An 18,705-nucleotide genomic window follows, 5' to 3' on the forward strand; every position below is an offset into this window, starting at 1 on the left:
AAAACCGGTTCCCACTTTTGCGCACGATGCTCTAGAGCGGCGTTTTCAGGATAGCGGGGGCACATTGGTTTCGACGGTATCGACGGTCGCCTATCTCGGGCTGGATGCGCGCAGCGTGGAAGTGCAATGCCAGCTTGTTCCGGGCCTCCCGAACTTCATCCTGGTTGGTTTGCCGGACAAGGCCGTGGCGGAAAGCCGCGAGCGGGTGCGCAACGCCATTGCGGCGATCGGCCTCTCCCTGCCGCCCAAACGGATCACCGTGAACCTATCGCCCGCCGACCTTCCCAAGGAAGGTTCGCATTTCGATCTGCCGATCGCACTGGCCTTGCTGGGCGCCATGGGGGTGATCGATGCCGAGACGCTGGCTGGCTATGTCGTCGTGGGTGAGCTGGGGCTGGACGGCCGCATCGCTTCGACGCCCGGCGTGCTGCTTGCAGCACTTCATGCAGGCGAAAAGGAACTCGGCCTTATTTGTCCCGTCGCTCAAGGACCGGAAGCCGCTTGGGCAGGGCAGGTGGAAGTTGTCGCAGCGCCTGATCTGCTGAGCTTGCTCAACCATCTGAAAGGAAGCGCCGCGCTGTCCCCTCCGCAGCCCGGAACAGTGGAAGTCCCTCCGCGTGCCGCTGACCTGCGTCAGGTCAAGGGGCAGGAAACGGCCAAGCGTGCATTGGAGATTGCGGCAGCTGGCGGACATAATCTCCTGATGGTCGGACCGCCAGGTGCGGGCAAGTCGCTGATGGCGAGCTGTCTGCCCGGCATTCTTCCCGAACTGACTCCGGGCGAGGCGTTGGAAACATCCATGGTGGCTAGCGTCGCCGGATCCCTTGAAGGCGGCCGCATCAGCCGGGCGCGGCCTTTCCGCAGTCCACATCACAGCGCTTCGATGGCGGCGCTGGTTGGCGGCGGGCACAAGGCCCGGCCCGGTGAGGTCAGCATGGCCCATCTGGGCGTCCTTTTTCTCGATGAACTGCCGGAGTTCCAGCGCACCGTTCTCGATTCCTTGCGTCAGCCGCTCGAGACGGGAGAGGTCACGGTGGCGCGTGCGAATGCGCATGTGACATTCCCTGCACGGGTACAGCTCGTTGCGGCGATGAACCCCTGCCGCTGCGGCCATCTGGGCGATCCCGCCCTTGCCTGCTCCCGCGCACCACGTTGCGCTGCTGACTATCAGGCCAAGGTCTCCGGCCCGCTGCTCGACCGCATCGATTTGCATGTGGAGGTGCAGGCGGTCACGGCGGCGGACCTTGTCTTGCCTCCCCCAGTAGAAGGGTCGGCAGAGATCGCCGCCCGGGTGTCGGCGGCGCGTGAGATACAGACCCAGCGTTACGCCGGAACGCGCGTCCGCACCAATGCGGAAGTGGGCGGAGAGAAGCTGGAGGATATTGCCGGACCGGATGCCGCCGGACGGGAATTGCTGGCACAAGCGGCAGCCGCGATGAAGCTTTCTGCGCGGGGCTATACCCGCGTGCTACGCGTCGCGCGAACCATAGCGGATCTCGCGGGATCGGAGCAGGTTGGCCGAGTCCATGTGGCCGAAGCGCTCAGCTACCGTCGACGCGCTCCAATCAACTGATCCTTGCGCGTGCCAGGCAGAGGTTAGCCGCGGTTACGGACTCCGGCGGCCCGCGTGGCCGCAAGTTGCTGGACCTGCCGTACGTTCCGGGACGCCTGGAGGAATGGGCGTGGATTGACGGGCTGCCCGTTTATCCGGACCTCGAAGTGAAGATGGTCACCGGTCGAGCGGCCAGTCGATCCCATGCGTGCGATTTGCTGGCCTTGCGTCACCTTCCTGCCCACGCTGGTGCTGAAGCCCGACAGATGAGCGTAGCGGGTCATGATGCCGTTGCTGTGCGCAACCTCGACCACATTGCCATAGCCGCTGCGCTGCCCGACGAAGGTGACCTTGCCCGCTGCGGCGGCGAGTATCGGCTCTCCATGCCTGCCGGGAAAGTCTATGCCGGCATGGAAAGCCGCGTGGCCGTTGAAGGGATCGCGGCGGTAGCCATAGGAGCTTGACTGCATCGGCGCCATCGTTGGACGGCCGGACGGAATGGTCTTCAAGCTGGCTTCCAAAAGCTCCATCCGCGCCAGAGCGTCGGCAAGATGTTCCATTTCCTGCGGCATCGAAGCTTGTGCTTCAGGCCACGGTACGAAGGGGCCGCCCTGCGCCCGGGCGGCGGTGCGCACCAATGCTTCCGGATTGAGGCCGAGGCTTTGGATGGCGTGCGCCGTTTGGTCCGCCCGACGCCTGACTGCATGCGTCAGAAGCGCTGCGAAGCGGCGCTGCCGCGCATCGATGGCTTGCAGGGGTTTGGCATCCACAGCCGCACCGAGGCGCAGCTTTTCCGCACGTGCGCCCGCTACCTGTTTCGATGCCTCAGCCCGCGCGCCGTCAACCCCCGCCTCGTCTTCGCCAAAGTGAGCACGATAGAGGTCGTCCATGAAGTCCTGCCGTGCCTCCAACTCGCGTGTGCGTTGTTCCACCGACTTGCGATAGCGCGCGCTTTTGCTGGCAGCGGCAGCAACGGCCCTGCTTTGTGCAGTAATCGCGGCGCGTTCCCGCGCGATATCGGCGCGGGTCGTCGCCACCGACAGGATCAGAGCCATTGCACCCAGCAGCAGCGAAAGCAGGATGGCTGCAATTCCGAATTGGGCAGCACTGGTGACGCGTATGGACCGCAGCTTCCCGCCCGTTCCGACGACAATTTCGCGCTCTGGGCAGAAATCCATGATCCTGTCCATCAAGCCCGACAGGCGCAACTTACTCCGCTGTAACAATGACGACCCCACACTCGATCCTTGGAGAATCGGGCCGCTAGCAAAAGGAGCACGGGCAAGCGAATCCGCCACGGCTGAGTCGTGACGAATCGAAATCTGCGCGGGGCGAAACGTGCCTGAGTTCCCCTGGTTCCTCCTCAGGAGAAATAATTATGCCTTCTTCGGCTGCATCTCGGGGAAGAGGTTAAGCAGCGCGGGAACAGCATCAGCCGGCACTGCCGCGCCGAAATGAAAACCCTGCGCATAATGGCAGCCTCCGGCGCGGAGATAGTCGACCTGGCGGATATTCTCGACGCCTTCCGCAACGGTGCGAATGCCCAGGCTATAGGCTAGGTTCAGCAAGGTTCTGACGATCGCGGCGTCGTCCGGGTCCGTTTCGAGGTCGCGGACAAACCGCTGGTCGATCTTTATGATGTCGATCGGGAACTGCTTGAGGTGCGAAAGCGACGCATAGCCGGTTCCGAAATCGTCCAGCGCGATGGAAATGCCTGCAGCACTCAATTGGTGAAGGCTTCGCTCCACGACCTCGGCATTACGGCCCAGAAAGACCGATTCGGTTACTTCCAGCTCGATGCCAGAAGCCGGCACGCCCATCTGCTCGAGCTTGGATAGCAATCGATCAGGGAAACTGCTGTCGTGAAGTTCGACGCCCGGCACATTGATCGCGACATGCCCGATGGCCATCCCCTGATCCTGCCATTGCCGACAGTCCAATAGAACCCTGTCCAGCATCCGGTCATTGATCGTGCGGCCCAGTTCCGAATGTTCGAACGCCGCCGCAATTTCGGCGGGCATGATCACGGAGCCATCGGGCCGCACGCATCTCAGCAGTGCCTCGAAACCGATGACGGCGCCGGTCGATAGATCGATCTTGGGCTGATACCACGGGACAGGCGGCGCATGGACCAAAGCGTCTCGGGCGCGATCCAGCATTCGCGCTTCCCGCTGCCAGCGGTCGAGCAGGCCAGGTTCGAAAAGGCATGCGCGTCCTCGTCCGCCGTTCTTCGCCTCGTAAAGAGCGATGTCGGCAAACTTCATCAATTCCGCAATGTCGCCGGCGTGTTCAGGGAACAGGGCGACGCCCATGCTGACACGGCAATCGACATCGCGGTTGCCGTAAGCAAGTGGTTGATGAAGTTGGGCTGTCATCCGTGCCAGCACCACCTCCAGATCGGACGCATTGCGCAGGCGCGTCAACAGAACAGCAAATTCGTCGCCGCCCATGCGTGCGACGAGGTCACCGGGCCGCACCGCTTTCCGCAGCCGTTCCGCCACGGCGCTGAGGAGGGCGTCGCCGACATCATGTCCGGCGCTGTCGTTGATCCGCTTGAACTCGTCGACATCGATCAACACGACTGCCATCTGGCCGCCAGCATGGCCCGTCGAACCCGCAGCCTGCGTCAGCGTCGCCATGAAATGGGAGCGGTTGGCCAAGCCGGTGAGCGCGTCAGTCATGGCAAGATGCGCAAGGTGCCGCTCGGCATCCTTGCGATCAGTGATGTCGACAATGCTGGAAAGGACGCAATCCTCGTCATCCACCCGGATCGAGCGGGTAGCGAGCAGCACGTCGTGGATCACCCCATCCTTACCGGCAATGCGGCATTCCTGATTGTCGAGAGGTTCACCGCTGGCAATCCGCTCGCGAAGGTTGGCCTGCGCCGAAGATCCTTCGTCCAGCAGGTGAACGCGGGAAATATCCTCAGAGCCAAAGGTGCGTGCTGCGGCATTGTTGAAGCGCACAACGGTCCCGTCCTGCCGCGTCACCAGCAGGGGGATGGGGACGCTCATGAACATGCGCTCCAATGTTTCGCCGTTGCGGGCCAGCGCGGCTCTGGCCGTGTTGGCGGCTTGGCTTGCCATCCATGCCAAACGCTGCAGCCGGTTGGTCCGCACGATGGTGATCCACATGCCGCAATGCAGGATCAGCACGGCCAGGATCATGCCGGGCATCGTTGCTGAAACGGGGGCAGGTGCCAGATAGCCTATGAGGAGCGCAACGCCGCATCCTAGACCACCGCCGAAATTGCCCCTGAAACTCGTAGGCACCACGAGGTAGAATATGAGCGGCAGCATGAGCAGCACAAACAACGCGATGTCACTGCGGGAGGTGACAAGGAAAGCCACGCCGACGGCGGTTACGACCTGCCAGGCGCAGCAAAGCCGCTCGACCTTCTGGAACGAATCCAGCTCGCGGCTGAGATACAGGCAGATGAGGGACCACAGCACCACCGCGAGACGTGCTGGCACCGCGATCCAGAAATGCGAGGTGCCCGCAAAGCGCCAGTCGCTCAGCAGGAACAGCGCGTTGAGGACGACCGAAAATATAAAGAGCGTGCGGGCGTGGCGGCGCGACTCAGGGAGGCGCTCTGCTTGAAACGCCGTTTCCTGCGCCCGGCTGAGAAACTCACCGGTAAAGAGAGAAAGATGGGTCACGGCCAGTCCATGTCGGCGCTCCCAGTGGCGCCACCGGAAAAACAATAGGTTGACCCGGTTATCAATTCCCTAAGAGACCGTTCACCATGTCGGAACGTTTCCGGAACAAGCCCGTGTCGCGCCGTCCTTGACCGGGCAACGCTGCGCCGTTATAGGCGCGCCTGCCCAGCGTTTCTCGGCCGGTGAAGATTCGTTTTCCCGGTGGATGCTATGTGAGGCGAAACAGAGCTGAACATTGCCGGTGCTCTTGCGGCTCCAGACGGTTCATCCGTCGGGGCTTTTGCTGTTTGGAGGCTTGTCCTTTTCAGGCTGCGAAGAACGCGGGAATGCTTGCGGTAAAGTAACTGAAAAGGTGAAGGGCTTCATGCCAACAATCAACCAGCTGGTCCGCAAGGGCCGCGAGCTGCAGAAGACCAAGTCGAAGGTCCCTGCAATGGAAGCGAACCCGCAGAAGCGCGGCGTTTGCACCCGTGTTTACACGACGACCCCGAAGAAGCCGAACTCGGCTCTCCGCAAGGTGGCGAAGGTGCGTCTGGTCAACCAGCGCGAAGTCATCACCTACATCCCGGGTGAAGGCCACAACCTTCAGGAGCACAGCGTTGTGCTGATCCGTGGCGGCCGCGTGCGCGACCTTCCCGGTGTGCGTTACCACGTGCTGCGCGGCGTTCTGGATACCCAGGGCGTCAAGGACCGTAAGCAGAGCCGTTCGAAGTACGGCGCGAAGCGTCCGAAGTAAGGGAGACTAAAGCATGTCACGTCGTCGTCGCCCCGAAAAGCGCGTTATCCTGCCCGATCCCAAGTTTGGCGATATCGTGCTGTCGAAGTTCATGAACAGCATCATGCAGGACGGTAAGAAGGCCGTCGCCGAGTCCATCGTTTACGGTGCGCTCGAAACTGTCGAAGCGAAGTCCAAGAAGGACCCGATCGGCATGTTCCATGATGCGCTCAACAATGTGAAGCCCGGCATCGAAGTCCGCAGCCGCCGCGTTGGCGGTGCGACCTACCAGGTCCCCGTCGAAGTGCGCCCCGAGCGCGCTCAGGCGCTGGCGATCCGTTGGCTGATCACGGCTTCGCGCAACCGCAGCGAAACCACCATGGCTGCTCGTCTCTCGGGTGAACTGCTGGACGCTGCCAATAACCGCGGCAATGCCGTCAAGAAGCGCGAAGACACGCACCGCATGGCGGAAGCGAACCGCGCCTTCTCGCACTACCGCTGGTAAAGAGGGGCGGGCGCTGACGTGCCCGCTTTTCATTTCTGGTTTTGAATATCGGTCCGTTCGCCGTGGGGCTACCCATGGCGGACGGATTGGTTTAGGGGCCAGCCGCAAGACTCATTCACTTGACCGCCGGCGCGCCGGCAACGGAGAAGCATCATGGCCCGCAGCCATCCGCTCGAACGCTATCGCAATTTCGGTATCATGGCGCATATCGACGCCGGCAAGACCACCACGACCGAGCGTATTCTTTACTACACCGGCAAGTCCTACAAGATCGGCGAAGTCCATGACGGTGCCGCCACCATGGACTGGATGGAGCAGGAGCAGGAGCGTGGTATCACCATCACGTCGGCTGCGACGACCTGCGTGTGGAAGGCCGAAGAGGGCAAGGGCCCCGAGCATCGCCTGAACATCATCGACACCCCTGGCCACGTCGACTTCACCATCGAAGTCGAGCGTTCGCTGCGCGTGCTTGACGGCGCGGTCGCTGCGTTCGACGGCGTTGCGGGCGTTGAGCCCCAGTCGGAAACCGTGTGGCGCCAGGCGGACAAGTACAAGGTTCCGCGGATGTGCTTCATCAACAAGCTCGACCGCACCGGTGCCAACTTCTATTATTGCGTGCAGACGATCATCGATCGCCTGGGCGCGACTCCCGCTGTCCTCTATCTGCCCATCGGCGCGGAATCGGATTTCAAAGGCCTGGTCGACCTCGTCAATGATCGCGCGATCATCTGGAAGGACGAGAATCTGGGTGCAGAGTTCACCTATGAAGCGATCCCGGACGATCTGGCCGACAAGGCCGCCGAATATCGTGAAAAGCTGATCGAACTCGCCGTCGAGCAGGACGACGAGGCGATGGAAGCCTATCTCGAAGGCAACATCCCCGACGCCGCCACGCTCAAGAAGCTGATCCGCAAGGGTACGCTCAATCAGTCGTTCGTACCGGTACTGTGTGGATCGGCGTTCAAGAACAAGGGCGTCCAGCCGCTGCTCGACGCGGTCGTCGATTATCTGCCTTCGCCGCTCGACATCGAGGACGTGCAGGGCATCAACCCGAATACCGAAGAGCCCGACAGCCGTCCGACCTCAGACGACGCGCCCTTCTCGGGTCTGGCGTTTAAGATCATGAACGACCCGTTCGTGGGCTCGCTCACCTTCCTGCGTATTTATTCCGGCACCCTGACCAAGGGCACCTATCTGAACTCGGTCAAGGACAAGAAGGAAAAGATCGGCCGCATGCTGCTGATGCATGCCAACAGCCGTGAAGACATCGAGGCGGCCTATGCAGGTGACATCGTCGCGCTGGCCGGCATGAAGGAAACCACCACCGGTGATACGTTGTGCGCCGAGCGCCAGCCGATCATTCTTGAGCGGATGGAATTCCCTGAGCCGGTTATCGAACTGTCGGTGGAACCCAAGACCAAGGCCGACCAGGAAAAGATGGGCGTCGCCCTCAACCGTCTGGCTGCCGAAGATCCGTCCTTCCGCGTCACGACCGATCACGAATCGGGTCAGACGATCATCAAGGGCATGGGTGAACTTCACCTCGAAATCCTGGTCGACCGCATGAAGCGCGAGTTCAAGGTCGAGGCGAATGTCGGCGCGCCGCAGGTGGCCTATCGCGAGTATCTGAAGAAGCCCGTCGATATTGACTACACCCACAAGAAGCAGTCGGGCGGCACTGGTCAGTTCGGCCGCATCAAGGTGAAGCTGACGCCGGGTGAGCGCGGTGCGGGCATCATCTTCAAGGATGAGATCAAGGGCGGTAACATTCCCAAGGAATATATCCCCGCGATCGAAAAGGGCATGCGCGAGACGGCGGCCACTGGCTCGCTCATCGGCTTCCCGATCATCGACTTCGAAATCCTGCTCTATGACGGCGCCTACCACGACGTCGACTCGTCTGCGCTGGCGTTCGAAATCACCGGTCGCGCAGCGATGCGCGAAGCGGCGCAAAAGTCGGGCATCACCTTGCTCGAGCCGGTCATGAAGGTCGAAGTTGTCACCCCGGAAGAATATCTGGGCGACGTCATCGGCGACATGAACAGCCGTCGTGGCCAGATCCAGGGCACCGATACGCGCGGCAACGCGCAGGTGGTCGAGGCCATGGTGCCGCTGGCCAACATGTTCGGCTATGTAAACTCGCTGCGTTCCTTCACCCAGGGCCGTGCGAACTACTCGATGATCTTCTCCCACTATGACGAAGTGCCGCAGAATGTGGCGGACGAAGTCAAGGCGAAGATGGCCTGATGATTTTCCTTGGCCGGGCCGTGCTGGCGGCTCGGTTAGGGGCTGGTAATCTGTAAATTTGCTGCTATGGACGCGCCTTCGCGAGGCGCGGCCGAGCGGTCTGACCAAGCTGATTTGATTAGAAGGTAGGAAAAAATGGCTAAGGCTAAGTTTGAGCGGAACAAGCCGCACTGCAACATCGGCACCATCGGTCACGTTGACCATGGCAAGACCTCGCTGACCGCGGCGATCACCAAGGTTCTCGCCGAAACCGGCGGCGCGACCTTCGTCGATTACGCCAACATCGACAAGGCGCCCGAAGAGCGCGAGCGCGGCATCACCATCTCGACCGCGCACGTCGAATATGAGACCGAAGCCCGTCACTACGCGCACGTCGACTGCCCGGGTCACGCTGACTACGTCAAGAACATGATCACCGGTGCGGCCCAGATGGACGGCGCGATCCTCGTCGTTTCGGCCACCGATGGCCCGATGCCGCAGACCCGCGAGCACATCCTGCTCGCCAAGCAGGTCGGCGTTCCCCAGCTGGTCGTGTTCATGAACAAGGTCGACCTGGTCGATGATCCGGAAATCCTGGAACTCGTCGAGCTGGAAATCCGCGAACTGCTGTCGTCCTACGACTTCGACGGCGACAACATCCCCGTCATCCCCGGTTCGGCCGTGAAGGCGCTGGACGGTTCGAACGACGAAATCGGCCGCGAAGCTGTTCTGAAGCTGATGGCTGCCGTCGACAGCTTCATCCCGCAGCCGGAGCGTCCGGTTGACAAGCCCTTCCTGATGCCGATCGAAGACGTGTTCTCGATTTCGGGTCGTGGTACGGTTGTGACCGGCCGCGTTGAAACCGGCATCGTCAAGGTTGGTGAGGAAGTCGAGATCGTCGGCATCCGCGACACCCGCAAGACCACCGTCACCGGCGTTGAAATGTTCCGCAAGCTGCTCGATCAGGGTGAGGCTGGCGACAACATCGGTGCCCTGGTTCGTGGCGTTGGCCGTGAAGACGTTGAGCGTGGCCAGGTTCTGGCAAAGCCCGGTTCGGTTACACCGCACACCGAGTTCGACGCTGAAGTCTACGTGCTGTCGAAGGAAGAAGGCGGCCGTCACACCCCGTTCTTCGCGAACTATCGTCCGCAGTTCTACTTCCGCACCACGGACGTCACCGGCGAAGTTATCCTGCCCGAGGGCACCGAGATGGTCATGCCCGGTGACAACGTTAAGCTCGGCGTGAAGCTCATCGCGCCGATCGCGATGGACTCGGGTCTGCGCTTCGCCATCCGCGAAGGTGGCCGCACCGTCGGCGCCGGGGTTGTCGGCACGATCTCGAAGTAATATAGGACCGCAGCAGCGCGGATCGCCTGATTCGCGCCGCTCGGATTTTCTACCGCCCCGGATCGCCTTTCTCCGGCTCTTGCTGAGCTAGAAGGGCAGAAAACGGGGCGGATATTTTTTGATGGTGCATTCTCACAAGTCATCGGCTGCTCCAGCTGATTTCTGAAAATGCTCCAGGTTTTTGGCTCTTTCGCATCGGTACAGGAACAATGGACAGCAACATCCGCATTCGCCTCAAGGCGTTCGATCATCGCGTGCTCGATCAGGCGACCGGCGACATCGCCGACACCGCCCGCCGCACCGGCGCCCTCATTCGCGGTCCGATTCCCCTTCCGACGCGCATCGAAAAGTTCACGGTCAATCGTGGCCCGCACATCGACAAGAAGTCGCGCGAGCAGTTCGAGGTCCGTACATACAAGCGCATGCTTGACATTGTGCAGCCGACGCCGCAGACGGTCGACGCGCTGATGAAGCTGGACTTGGCTGCCGGCGTGAACGTGGAAATCAAGCTGGCCTAAAGCTGGCAAGTCCCTGCCAACCCGAAAGGCTGGCAGGGTATCGGGCGTTCTGGCTTGCCAGGAGCTCAAACGACACAAGGGATACCGCACGGCCCCTCCGGTGAACCGGAATGGCTCGTGGTCCTGGTCCCCCGTCGCCTTCCCCGAGCAGGGGTCGGCATCCAACCCGGACGGGGTGATTGTTAATTGGGTTGGCCGCGAGGGAGGGATCCTGAGCGGTTTTTTCGTTGGATACGCCCGCTGCTAAGGCGGGCCTCTATGGGAGTAATCAGTGATGCGCACAGGCGTGATCGCTAAGAAAGTCGGGATGACCCGTCTGTTCCAGGAGGACGGACGTCATATTCCCGTTACGGTTCTGGCCCTTGAGGGCAATCAGGTCGTGGCTCGCAAAGAAGTCGATCGTGACGGTTATGTCGCGGTTCAGCTCGGTGCGGGTGTTGCGAAGGTCAAGAATGTCGCCAAGCCGCAGCGCGGCCATTTCGCCAAGGCGGAAGTGGAGCCGAAGGCGCGTTTGGTCGAATTCCGTGTCGCCGAGGATGCGCTCCTCGATGTCGGCGCCGAGATCGCAGCCGATCATTTCATCGCCGGCCAACTGGTCGACGTCGCTGGCCACACCCAGGGTAAGGGTTTCGCCGGTGCCATGAAGCGCTGGGGCTTCGGCGGTATGCGCGCCACGCACGGCGTGTCCATCAGCCACCGTGCCCATGGTTCGACCGGTAATCGCCAGGACCCGGGCCGCGTCTTCAAGAACAAGAAGATGGCGGGTCATATGGGTGATCGCGAGCGCACGCAGCAGAATCTCGAAATCGTTCGCACGGACGTCGAGCGTGGCCTGCTGTTCGTCAAGGGCAGCGTTCCGGGCGCAAAGGGCACCTGGTTGACCGTCAGCGATGCCGTCAAGGTGAAGCGTCCTGCCGACGCTCCTTATCCGGCGAGCCTCAAGCAGGCTGCCAACAGCAACAACGCTCCGGCCGAGACGCCCGCTGAAGAAGCGGCTGCTCCCGAAGCGACCGAAGGCCAGGAGGGCTAATCATGAAGGTCAATGTACAGACCCTCGACGCGCAGGCTGCTGGCGATGTGGAACTGAACGATGCCGTGTTCGGTGTCGAGCCCCGCATCGACATCCTGCACCGCGTCGTGCTCTGGCAGCTCGAGAAGCGCCGGGCTCCGGCGCGTGCTACCCGTGAGCGTTCGGACGTTGCCCGCACGGGCAAGAAGTTCGGCCGCCAGAAGGGTGGCGGTACGGCCCGTCACGGCGACCGCAAGGCGCCGGTGTTCATCGGCGGTGGTAAGGCGCACGGTGCCCGTGCCCGTACCTTCGGTCACGACCTCAACAAGAAGGTTCGTGCGCTCGGCCTGAAAATGGCCCTGTCGTCAAAGGCCAAGGACGGATCGCTGATCGTTCTCGACAATCTCGACGTGGCGGAAGGCAAGACCAAGGCTCTGGTCGCGCACCTCGCCAAGCTGAACCTCAACAAGGCGCTGTTCATCGACGGTGACGCAGTGAATGTCAGCTTCGCGAAGGCTTCGGCGAACATCGTCGGCGTGGACCTGCTGCCGGCCGTCGGCGCCAATGTCTACGACATCCTGAGGGCGGATTCGCTGGTGCTGACGCGCGCCGCGGTCGAAAAGCTGGAGGCGCGTTTCAATGGCTAAGAAAGAAGCCGCGAAGGTCGACAACCGTCATTACGACGTCGTCGTCGCCCCGGTCATCACCGAGAAGTCGACCCTTCTCTCCGAGAACAACGCCGTGGTCTTCAAGGTCGCCAATGACGCGACCAAGCCGGAGATCAAGGCTGCCGTCGAAGCGCTCTGGGGCGTGACCGTGAAGAGCGTGAACACGCTGGTGGCCAAGGGCAAGACCAAGAAGTGGAAGGGCAAGCCCTACACGCGGTCTGACGTGAAGAAGGCGATCGTTCGCCTGGCTGACGGCCAGTCGATCGACATCACCGAAGGAGTGCGCTGACCATGGCGCTTAAGAGCTACAACCCGACGAGCCCGGCCCAGCGCGGCCTGATCCTCGTCGATCGCAGCGGCCTGCACAAGGGCAAGCCCGTCAAGGCGCTGACCGAAGGCAAGCGCAAGACCGGTGGCCGCAACAACAAGGGCCATGTGACCTCGCGCGGGATCGCCGGTGGTCACAAGCAGCGTTACCGCATCATCGACTTCAAGCGTCGTTTGTGGGACGTCGAAGGCACGGTCGAGCGTCTGGAATATGACCCCAACCGTACCGCCTTCATCGCGCTGGTCAGCTATCCCGACGGCACCCAGGCCTATATCCTGGCGCCGCAGCGCCTGGCTCCCGGTGACAAGGTCGTCGCGGGCAAGAAGACTGACGTTAAGCCGGGCAACGCGATGGAACTCGGCCAGATGCCGGTCGGCACCATCATCCACAATATCGAGATGAAGCCCGGCAAGGGCGGTCAGCTCTGCCGCTCGGCGGGCACCTATGCCCAGCTGGTCGGTCGTGATCGTGGCATGGTGATGGTCCGTCTGTCTTCGGGCGAACAGCGCTACATTCGTTCGGATTGCATGGGCACCGTCGGTGCCGTGTCGAACCCGGACAATGCCAACACCAACCTCGCCAAGGCCGGCCGTAACCGCTGGCTCGGCAAGCGTCCGCTGACGCGCGGTGTGGCGAAGAACCCGGTCGATCACCCGCATGGCGGTGGTGAAGGCCGGACCTCGGGTGGCCGTCATCCGGTCACCCCCTGGGGTAAGCCGACCAAGGGTGCGCGCACCCGCCACAACAAGGCGACGGACAAGTTTATCATCCGTAGCCGCCACGCGAAGAAGAAGAGGTAAGCGAGATGGCTCGTTCCGTCTGGAAAGGTCCGTTCGTGGACCTCAGCCTTCTGAAGAAGGCGGAAGTCGCTCAGGATGCCGGTGGCCGTTCGGGTCCGATCAAGACCTGGTCGCGCCGCTCCACCATCCTGCCGCAGTTCGTCGGCCTGACGTTCAACGTCTATAACGGCCGCAAGCATGTGCCGGTCTCGGTGAACGAGGATATGGTGGGTCATAAGCTGGGCGAATTCGCTCCGACCCGCTACTTCCCCGGCCACGCCGCCGACAAGAAGGGCAAGCGCTAATGAGCAAGGAAAAGGCTCCCCGTCGCGTCGCCGACAATGAGGCGCTGGCCGTTGGCACGCAGATCCGTGGTTCGGCCCAGAAGCTAAACCTGGTGGCTACGCTCATCCGCGGCCGCAAGGTCGAGGACGCGTTGAACATCCTCGCCTTCTCGAAGAAGGCGATGGCGGTCGACGTGCGCAAGGTGCTGGCTTCGGCCATCGCCAATGCGGAAAACAACCACAATCTGGACGTCGACAGCCTTGTCGTCGCGGAAGCATCGGTGGGCAAGAGCTTCACCATGAAGCGCTTCCACGCTCGCGGCCGTGGTAAGTCGACCCGGATCCTGAAGCCCTTCAGCCGCGTGCGCATCGTCGTGCGTGAAGCAGCTGAAGAAGCGGAGGCGTAAGAGACATGGGTCACAAGAGCAATCCGATCGGTCTGCGCCTGCAGATCAACCGTACCTGGGACAGCCGCTGGTTCGCGGAAGGTGCCGACTATGGCCGTCTGCTGCTGGAGGATCTGAAGATCCGCCAGTATATCATGAAGAACCTGCCGCAGGCCGCGATCTCCAAGGTCGTGATCGAGCGTCCCGCCAAGCTGTGCCGCGTGTCGATCTACGCTGCCCGTCCCGGTGTCATCATCGGTAAGAAGGGCGCGGACATCGAGAAGCTGCGCAAGAAGCTGGGCAGCCTGACCTCTTCGGACGTCAGCCTGAACATCGTCGAAATCCGCAAGCCGGAAATCGACTCCAAGCTCGTTGCGCAGGGTATCGCCGACCAGCTGGAACGCCGCGTTGCTTTCCGTCGCGCCATGAAGCGTGCGGTGCAGTCGGCTCTTCGCTTGGGCGCTGAAGGCATCAAGATCACCTGCGGCGGCCGTCTGGGCGGCGCAGAGATCGCGCGTGTCGAATGGTATCGCGAAGGCCGCGTTCCGCTGCACACGCTGCGCGCGAATGTCGACTATGCCGAAGCAACCGCGCACACGGCTTATGGCGTTTGCGGCATCAAGGTGTGGATCTTCAAGGGCGAGATTCTCGGCCATGATCCGTTCGCGACCGACCGGCTGATGCTGGAGGCTCAGACCTCCGGCGTGCGCCCGGCACGCTGAGAATAAGGTAGGTATAGCGTCATGCTGCAACCGAAAAAAATGAAGTTCCGCAAGACCTTCAAGGGTCGGATCAAGGGCGACGCCAAGGGCGGTTCGGCTCTGAACTTCGGCGCCTATGGTCTGAAGGCTCTGGAACCCGAGCGCGTTACCGCACGCCAGATCGAAGCGGCCCGGCGCGCGATCCAGCGTCACCTTCGCCGTCAGGGCCGTCTGTGGATCCGCGTGTTCCCCGACGTGCCGGTGTCGAAGAAGCCCGCCGAAGTCCGTCAGGGTAAGGGTAAGGGGTCGGTCGAATATTGGGCAGCTCGCGTCAAGCCGGGCCGCATCCTGTTCGAACTGGACGGCGTGCCCGGCCCGCTCGCAGCAGAGGCTTTCTCGCGCGCCGCGATGAAGCTGCCGATCAAGACGAAGGTTGTCGCTCGCCTCGGCGACACCTCCCACCTGGAGGGTTAATCCGTGGCGAATGTAGCTGACCTCAAGACCAAGTCGGACGACGAGCTGTCGACCGAGCTCAACAACCTGAAGCGTGAGCAGTTCAATCTGCGCTTCCAGGCGGCCACCAACCAGCTGGAAAAGCCCAGCCGCGTGCGTGAAGTCCGCCGGTCGATCGCGCAGATCAAGACCCTTCAGTCCGAGCGTTCGCGCTCGGCTGCGAAGTAAGAAGGAAATCACACGATGCCCAAGCGCGTGCTGACGGGAACGGTGGTTTCCGACAAGACCGACAAGACGGTGGTGGTTCGCGTGGAGCGCAAGGTTAAGCATGCGCTCTACGGCAAGATCATTCGCCGTTCGAAGAAGTACCATGCCCATGACGAGGGCAATGTCTACAAGGAAGGCGAAACGGTCCGCATCGAAGAGACCGCTCCGATTTCCAAGCTCAAGACCTGGAAGGTTATCGAGCGCGTGGACACCCACAAGTCGCCCGAAACGGCGGCCTGAGGTTAGTCACCGGCCGTAGGGGTCGAAATTTCGGACGCGGGGCTGGCCTTTTCCTTCGGGAGAGGTTACAGGCCCGCGCTTCGTGTTTCGAATCTTCCGGTCGAAACTCGAATTCGGAACCGCCGGGATAGTCTCGGTAGGCCAGACAAGAAGGAACCGGATCCATGATCCAGATGCAATCCAATCTTGACGTCGCTGACAACAGCGGCGCCAAGCGCGTCCAGTGCATCAAGGTGCTGGGCGGCTCGAAGCGTCGCTTCGCGAGCGTGGGCGACATCATCGTCGTCTCGATCAAGGAAGCTGCGCCTCGTGGCAAGGTGAAGAAGGGTGACGTGCATCGCGCGGTCATCGTGCGCACCGCCAAGGACGTGCGTCGCGCTGACGGCAGCGTGATTCGCTTCGACGGCAACGCCGCTGTGCTGATCAACAAGAACGAGGAGCCGATCGGCACCCGTATCTTTGGCCCGGTCGTTCGCGAACTGCGCGCCAAGAAGCACATGAAGATCATCAGCCTTGCTCCTGAGGTGCTGTAATGAGCGCTGCTAGAATCAAGAAGGGCGACAAGGTCGTCATCCTGGCTGGCAAGGACAAGGGCCGCACGGGCGCTGTCCTGCAGGTCATGCCGAAGGACGATAAGGTGCTGGTGGAAGGCATCAACGTGCATGCGCGTCATCGCAAGCCTGACCAGGCGAACCCGCAGGGTGGCATCGAGCGCAAGCCCGCGCCGCTTCACATTTCGAACGTCGCTGTCGCCGACAAGGATGGCAAGCCGACCCGCGTCCGTTTCGAGGACCGCGACGGCAAGAAGGTCCGCGTCGCCGTCAAGTCCGGTGAGGTGCTGTAATGAGCGAGAAGTACACTCCGCGCTCCAAGTCGCTATATGACGCCGAGATCGCCAAGGCGATGACCGAGAAGTTCGGTTACAAGAACGTCATGGAAGTGCCCAAGATCGAGAAGATCACGCTCAACATGGGCGTTGGCGAAGCGACCCAGGACAAGAAGAAGGTCACGTCGGCCGCCGAGGAAATGGAACTGATCGCCGGTCAGAAGCCGGTCATCACCAAGGCTCGCAAGTCGATCGCGCAGTTCAAGCTGCGTGAAGGCATGCCGATCGGCGCCAAGGTCACGCTGCGTCGTGAACGCATGTACGAGTTTCTTGATCGCCTGATCAACATCGCTCTGCCCCGCGTGCGCGACTTCCGTGGTCTTAATCCGAAGAGCTTCGACGGCCGTGGCAACTACGCCTTCGGCATCAAGGAGCAGATCATCTTCCCCGAGATCAACTATGACCGCATCGACAAGGTGCGCGGCATGGACATTATCGTGACCACCACGGCGAAGACGGACGAGGAAGCGCGCGAACTGCTGCGTCTTTTCGGTTTCCCCTTCCCGATTGAAGAGAAGCAGGCGGCCTGAACGGGTCCCGCTTCTCTTTCCAGACACCCAAGGAAAGAGAACTTAAGTCATGGCGAAACTGAGTTCGATCAACAAGAATGAGCGCCGCAAGAAGCTGGTGAAGAAATATGCCGGCCGCTATGCGAAGCTCAAGGCGATCGCGAATGATACCGCGGCCGACGACAGCGATCGTCTGATCGCGCGTCTGAAGATGGCGGAGATCCCCCGCAACGGCAATCCGACCCGTATCCGGAACCGCTGCGAACTGACGGGGCGTCCCCGCGCTTATTACCGCAAATTCCGCCTCTGCCGCGTGCAGCTGCGTGATCTGGCCAACAAGGGCCTGATCCCCGGCGTCACCAAGTCGAGCTGGTAAGGATCATTTGAGATGGCATTGACCGATCCCCTGGGTGATATGCTCACCCGCATCCGCAACGGGCAGCAGGCGAAGAAGGACAGCGTTGTGTCCCCCGCTTCGAAGCTCCGCGCCCGCGTGCTCGACGTGCTCCAGCGCGAAGGCTATATCCGTGGTTATTCCGAGGAAGCCCTCGGCAAGCACCCCGGCCTGCGCATCGAGTTGAAATATTTCGAAGGCCAGCCGGCGATCAAGCACGTCGCCCGCGTCTCGAAGCCCGGCCGTCGCGTCTATTCGGGTTCCAAGGAACTGCCGGTGGTTCGCAATGGCCTGGGCATCACCATTGTCTCGACGCCCCGTGGCGTTCTGTCCGACGCCGAAGCGCGTGAGCAGAATGTCGGCGGCGAAGTGCTGGCGGAGGTGTTCTGATGAGCCGTACTGGTAAGAAGCCGGTTACCGTCCCGTCGGGCGTCACCGCCGCCATCGAAGGCGGTCAGCTGTCGGTGAAGGGCCCGAAGGGCACCCTGTCGCTGCCGCTAGCTGACGAAGTGACCTACAGCATCGAAGACGGTTCGATCGCGGTAAAGCCCGCCAATGACAGCAAGCGCGCTCGCGCGTTCTGGGGCATGCAGCGCACGCTGATCGCAAACCTGATCACCGGTGTGACCGAAGGGTACACCAAGAAGCTGCTAATCACCGGCGTCGGCTACCGTGCCAACGCTCAGGGCAAGACCCTGAAGCTTCAGCTCGGCTATAGCCACGACGTCGATTTCGCGGTGCCTGAAGGCATCGAGATCAAGACCCCGGATAACACCACGGTCGAGATCAGCGGCATCGACAAGCAGAAGGTGGGTCAGGTTGCCGCCGAGATCCGCCGCTGGCGTAAGCCCGAACCCTATAAGGGCAAGGGTATCAAGTACGCCGGCGAGTTCATCTTCCGCAAGGAAGGGAAGAAGAAGTAAGATGGCAAAGCTTTCCCTCTTCGCGCGGCGTCGCCGCCGCGTCCGCACCGCGCTCAAGGCTGTTTCAGGCACACGTCCGCGCCTTAGCGTCCACCGTTCGGGCCGTCATATCTACGCCCAGGTCATCGACGATGCGCAGGGCAAGACCCTGGCCGCCGCGTCGACCCTGGACAAGGATGTGCGCGGCAAGACCGGTGCCACTTCCGAAGCCGCTGCCGATGTCGGCAAGCGCGTCGCTGCTGCGGCGACTGCTGCTGGCGTTACCCAGGTCGTGTTCGACCGTGGTGGCTTCCTGTTCCATGGCCGCGTCAAGGCGCTGGCCGATGCGGCCCGTGAAGCCGGGCTGGAGTTCTGAT

Annotated in this window: 25 protein-coding genes; 23 read left to right on the forward strand and 2 right to left on the reverse strand. The window is 61.9% G+C overall.

Annotated features, from left to right (window positions below):
- Window positions 1–64: 64 nt before the first annotated feature.
- Window positions 65–1,573, forward strand: coding sequence for a YifB family Mg chelatase-like AAA ATPase (locus NCHOL11_RS01130; RefSeq protein ID WP_097090698.1), 1,509 nt, complete (start codon window positions 65–67; stop codon window positions 1,571–1,573).
- A 23-nt stretch (window positions 1,574–1,596) separates the two neighbouring features.
- On the opposite strand, the gene NCHOL11_RS01135 is transcribed toward NCHOL11_RS01130, so the two are convergent.
- Together NCHOL11_RS01135 and NCHOL11_RS01140 are read right to left on the reverse strand one after the other, a co-directional pair.
- Window positions 1,597–2,730: a M23 family metallopeptidase gene (locus tag NCHOL11_RS01135; protein ID WP_255254673.1), complete on the reverse strand. Its 1,134-nt coding sequence runs from the start codon at window positions 2,728–2,730 to the stop codon at window positions 1,597–1,599.
- Window positions 2,731–2,928: 198 nt separating this feature from the next.
- Entirely contained in the window at window positions 2,929–5,211 is a 2,283-nt protein-coding gene (locus NCHOL11_RS01140) for a putative bifunctional diguanylate cyclase/phosphodiesterase (protein WP_097090700.1), read from the reverse strand.
- A gap of 364 nt (window positions 5,212–5,575) precedes the next feature.
- Between NCHOL11_RS01140 and rpsL the strand changes: the two genes are divergently transcribed.
- From rpsL to rplR, 22 genes are all read left to right on the forward strand, one after another.
- Window positions 5,576–5,947 (forward strand): 30S ribosomal protein S12, encoded by a 372-nt coding sequence (rpsL, locus tag NCHOL11_RS01145; RefSeq protein ID WP_007686591.1) that lies wholly within the window; start codon window positions 5,576–5,578, stop codon window positions 5,945–5,947.
- Between the two features lie 13 nt (window positions 5,948–5,960).
- The gene (rpsG, locus tag NCHOL11_RS01150) at window positions 5,961–6,431 is read left to right on the forward strand and encodes a 30S ribosomal protein S7 (protein WP_013847768.1); all 471 of its coding nucleotides are present in this window, start codon (window positions 5,961–5,963) and stop codon (window positions 6,429–6,431) included.
- 153 nt (window positions 6,432–6,584) lie between these two features.
- Complete coding sequence (gene fusA / locus NCHOL11_RS01155; protein WP_097090701.1) at window positions 6,585–8,678, forward strand: elongation factor G; 2,094 nt, start codon at window positions 6,585–6,587, stop codon at window positions 8,676–8,678.
- Window positions 8,679–8,813: 135 nt separating this feature from the next.
- A complete protein-coding gene (gene tuf / locus NCHOL11_RS01160) occupies window positions 8,814–10,004 on the forward strand; it encodes an elongation factor Tu (protein WP_097090702.1) in 1,191 nt (396 codons plus the stop codon).
- A gap of 209 nt (window positions 10,005–10,213) precedes the next feature.
- Complete coding sequence (gene rpsJ, locus NCHOL11_RS01165) at window positions 10,214–10,522, forward strand: 30S ribosomal protein S10 (protein ID WP_007686587.1); 309 nt, start codon at window positions 10,214–10,216, stop codon at window positions 10,520–10,522.
- Window positions 10,523–10,796: 274 nt separating this feature from the next.
- A complete protein-coding gene (rplC, locus tag NCHOL11_RS01170; RefSeq protein ID WP_097090703.1) occupies window positions 10,797–11,552 on the forward strand; it encodes a 50S ribosomal protein L3 in 756 nt (251 codons plus the stop codon).
- 2 nt (window positions 11,553–11,554) lie between these two features.
- Entirely contained in the window at window positions 11,555–12,178 is a 624-nt protein-coding gene (gene rplD, locus NCHOL11_RS01175; protein ID WP_097090704.1) for a 50S ribosomal protein L4, read from the forward strand.
- Complete coding sequence (locus tag NCHOL11_RS01180; RefSeq protein ID WP_021239762.1) at window positions 12,171–12,488, forward strand: 50S ribosomal protein L23; 318 nt, start codon at window positions 12,171–12,173, stop codon at window positions 12,486–12,488. Before rplD ends, NCHOL11_RS01180 begins: the two co-directional genes overlap by 8 nt.
- A gap of 2 nt (window positions 12,489–12,490) precedes the next feature.
- Window positions 12,491–13,327, forward strand: coding sequence for a 50S ribosomal protein L2 (rplB, locus tag NCHOL11_RS01185; protein ID WP_013847762.1), 837 nt, complete (start codon window positions 12,491–12,493; stop codon window positions 13,325–13,327).
- 5 nt (window positions 13,328–13,332) lie between these two features.
- The gene (gene rpsS / locus NCHOL11_RS01190; protein ID WP_007686576.1) at window positions 13,333–13,611 is read left to right on the forward strand and encodes a 30S ribosomal protein S19; all 279 of its coding nucleotides are present in this window, start codon (window positions 13,333–13,335) and stop codon (window positions 13,609–13,611) included.
- A complete protein-coding gene (rplV, locus tag NCHOL11_RS01195; protein WP_025547267.1) occupies window positions 13,611–13,997 on the forward strand; it encodes a 50S ribosomal protein L22 in 387 nt (128 codons plus the stop codon). Before rpsS ends, rplV begins: the two co-directional genes overlap by 1 nt.
- A 5-nt stretch (window positions 13,998–14,002) precedes the next feature.
- Window positions 14,003–14,698: a 30S ribosomal protein S3 gene (gene rpsC / locus NCHOL11_RS01200; protein WP_022682110.1), complete on the forward strand. Its 696-nt coding sequence runs from the start codon at window positions 14,003–14,005 to the stop codon at window positions 14,696–14,698.
- Between the two features lie 21 nt (window positions 14,699–14,719).
- Window positions 14,720–15,151 carry a 50S ribosomal protein L16 gene (gene rplP, locus NCHOL11_RS01205; RefSeq protein WP_007686573.1) on the forward strand — a complete coding sequence of 144 codons (432 nt, stop codon included), beginning with the start codon at window positions 14,720–14,722 and terminating at the stop codon, window positions 15,149–15,151.
- 3 nt (window positions 15,152–15,154) lie between these two features.
- The gene (gene rpmC / locus NCHOL11_RS01210; protein ID WP_097090705.1) at window positions 15,155–15,358 is read left to right on the forward strand and encodes a 50S ribosomal protein L29; all 204 of its coding nucleotides are present in this window, start codon (window positions 15,155–15,157) and stop codon (window positions 15,356–15,358) included.
- A 15-nt stretch (window positions 15,359–15,373) separates the two neighbouring features.
- Window positions 15,374–15,637 carry a 30S ribosomal protein S17 gene (gene rpsQ / locus NCHOL11_RS01215; RefSeq protein ID WP_006960320.1) on the forward strand — a complete coding sequence of 88 codons (264 nt, stop codon included), beginning with the start codon at window positions 15,374–15,376 and terminating at the stop codon, window positions 15,635–15,637.
- A 164-nt stretch (window positions 15,638–15,801) separates the two neighbouring features.
- Window positions 15,802–16,170, forward strand: coding sequence for a 50S ribosomal protein L14 (gene rplN / locus NCHOL11_RS01220; RefSeq protein ID WP_007686569.1), 369 nt, complete (start codon window positions 15,802–15,804; stop codon window positions 16,168–16,170).
- Window positions 16,170–16,481 carry a 50S ribosomal protein L24 gene (rplX, locus tag NCHOL11_RS01225; RefSeq protein ID WP_097090706.1) on the forward strand — a complete coding sequence of 104 codons (312 nt, stop codon included), beginning with the start codon at window positions 16,170–16,172 and terminating at the stop codon, window positions 16,479–16,481. Before rplN ends, rplX begins: the two co-directional genes overlap by 1 nt.
- Window positions 16,481–17,053: a 50S ribosomal protein L5 gene (gene rplE / locus NCHOL11_RS01230; protein WP_097090707.1), complete on the forward strand. Its 573-nt coding sequence runs from the start codon at window positions 16,481–16,483 to the stop codon at window positions 17,051–17,053. Before rplX ends, rplE begins: the two co-directional genes overlap by 1 nt.
- Before the next feature lie 49 nt (window positions 17,054–17,102).
- Window positions 17,103–17,408, forward strand: a complete 306-nt coding sequence (rpsN, locus tag NCHOL11_RS01235; RefSeq protein ID WP_009820643.1) for a 30S ribosomal protein S14 — start codon at window positions 17,103–17,105, stop codon at window positions 17,406–17,408.
- A 12-nt stretch (window positions 17,409–17,420) separates the two neighbouring features.
- Entirely contained in the window at window positions 17,421–17,816 is a 396-nt protein-coding gene (gene rpsH, locus NCHOL11_RS01240) for a 30S ribosomal protein S8 (protein WP_021239751.1), read from the forward strand.
- Complete coding sequence (gene rplF, locus NCHOL11_RS01245) at window positions 17,816–18,349, forward strand: 50S ribosomal protein L6 (protein ID WP_097090708.1); 534 nt, start codon at window positions 17,816–17,818, stop codon at window positions 18,347–18,349. The genes rpsH and rplF overlap by 1 nt, the downstream gene beginning before the upstream one ends.
- Window position 18,350: 1 nt before the next feature.
- On the forward strand, window positions 18,351–18,704 hold the full coding sequence (gene rplR / locus NCHOL11_RS01250; RefSeq protein ID WP_097090709.1) for a 50S ribosomal protein L18: 354 nt from the start codon (window positions 18,351–18,353) through the stop codon (window positions 18,702–18,704).
- Window position 18,705: the final 1 nt, after the last annotated feature.

It is taken from the genome of Novosphingobium sp. Chol11 (genome assembly GCF_900218065.1).
GTDB lineage: Bacteria > Pseudomonadota > Alphaproteobacteria > Sphingomonadales > Sphingomonadaceae > Sphingobium > Sphingobium agri.

What these genes read in the sequence shown, in the direction of transcription:
- NCHOL11_RS01135 (WP_255254673.1), bottom strand. Translation starts at nt 2,730, where the DNA reads ATGGATTTCTGCCCAGAGCGCGAAATTGTCGTCGGAACGGGCGGGAAG.
- rpsL (WP_007686591.1), top strand. Translation starts at nt 5,576, where the DNA reads ATGCCAACAATCAACCAGCTGGTCCGCAAGGGCCGCGAGCTGCAGAAG.
- rpsG (WP_013847768.1), top strand. Translation starts at nt 5,961, where the DNA reads ATGTCACGTCGTCGTCGCCCCGAAAAGCGCGTTATCCTGCCCGATCCC.
- fusA (WP_097090701.1), top strand. Translation starts at nt 6,585, where the DNA reads ATGGCCCGCAGCCATCCGCTCGAACGCTATCGCAATTTCGGTATCATG.
- tuf (WP_097090702.1), top strand. Translation starts at nt 8,814, where the DNA reads ATGGCTAAGGCTAAGTTTGAGCGGAACAAGCCGCACTGCAACATCGGC.
- rpsJ (WP_007686587.1), top strand. Translation starts at nt 10,214, where the DNA reads ATGGACAGCAACATCCGCATTCGCCTCAAGGCGTTCGATCATCGCGTG.
- rplC (WP_097090703.1), top strand. Translation starts at nt 10,797, where the DNA reads ATGCGCACAGGCGTGATCGCTAAGAAAGTCGGGATGACCCGTCTGTTC.
- rplD (WP_097090704.1), top strand. Translation starts at nt 11,555, where the DNA reads ATGAAGGTCAATGTACAGACCCTCGACGCGCAGGCTGCTGGCGATGTG.
- NCHOL11_RS01180 (WP_021239762.1), top strand. Translation starts at nt 12,171, where the DNA reads ATGGCTAAGAAAGAAGCCGCGAAGGTCGACAACCGTCATTACGACGTC.
- rplB (WP_013847762.1), top strand. Translation starts at nt 12,491, where the DNA reads ATGGCGCTTAAGAGCTACAACCCGACGAGCCCGGCCCAGCGCGGCCTG.
- rpsS (WP_007686576.1), top strand. Translation starts at nt 13,333, where the DNA reads ATGGCTCGTTCCGTCTGGAAAGGTCCGTTCGTGGACCTCAGCCTTCTG.
- rplV (WP_025547267.1), top strand. Translation starts at nt 13,611, where the DNA reads ATGAGCAAGGAAAAGGCTCCCCGTCGCGTCGCCGACAATGAGGCGCTG.
- rpsC (WP_022682110.1), top strand. Translation starts at nt 14,003, where the DNA reads ATGGGTCACAAGAGCAATCCGATCGGTCTGCGCCTGCAGATCAACCGT.
- rplP (WP_007686573.1), top strand. Translation starts at nt 14,720, where the DNA reads ATGCTGCAACCGAAAAAAATGAAGTTCCGCAAGACCTTCAAGGGTCGG.
- rpsQ (WP_006960320.1), top strand. Translation starts at nt 15,374, where the DNA reads ATGCCCAAGCGCGTGCTGACGGGAACGGTGGTTTCCGACAAGACCGAC.
- rplN (WP_007686569.1), top strand. Translation starts at nt 15,802, where the DNA reads ATGATCCAGATGCAATCCAATCTTGACGTCGCTGACAACAGCGGCGCC.
- rplX (WP_097090706.1), top strand. Translation starts at nt 16,170, where the DNA reads ATGAGCGCTGCTAGAATCAAGAAGGGCGACAAGGTCGTCATCCTGGCT.
- rplE (WP_097090707.1), top strand. Translation starts at nt 16,481, where the DNA reads ATGAGCGAGAAGTACACTCCGCGCTCCAAGTCGCTATATGACGCCGAG.
- rpsN (WP_009820643.1), top strand. Translation starts at nt 17,103, where the DNA reads ATGGCGAAACTGAGTTCGATCAACAAGAATGAGCGCCGCAAGAAGCTG.
- rpsH (WP_021239751.1), top strand. Translation starts at nt 17,421, where the DNA reads ATGGCATTGACCGATCCCCTGGGTGATATGCTCACCCGCATCCGCAAC.
- rplF (WP_097090708.1), top strand. Translation starts at nt 17,816, where the DNA reads ATGAGCCGTACTGGTAAGAAGCCGGTTACCGTCCCGTCGGGCGTCACC.
- rplR (WP_097090709.1), top strand. Translation starts at nt 18,351, where the DNA reads ATGGCAAAGCTTTCCCTCTTCGCGCGGCGTCGCCGCCGCGTCCGCACC.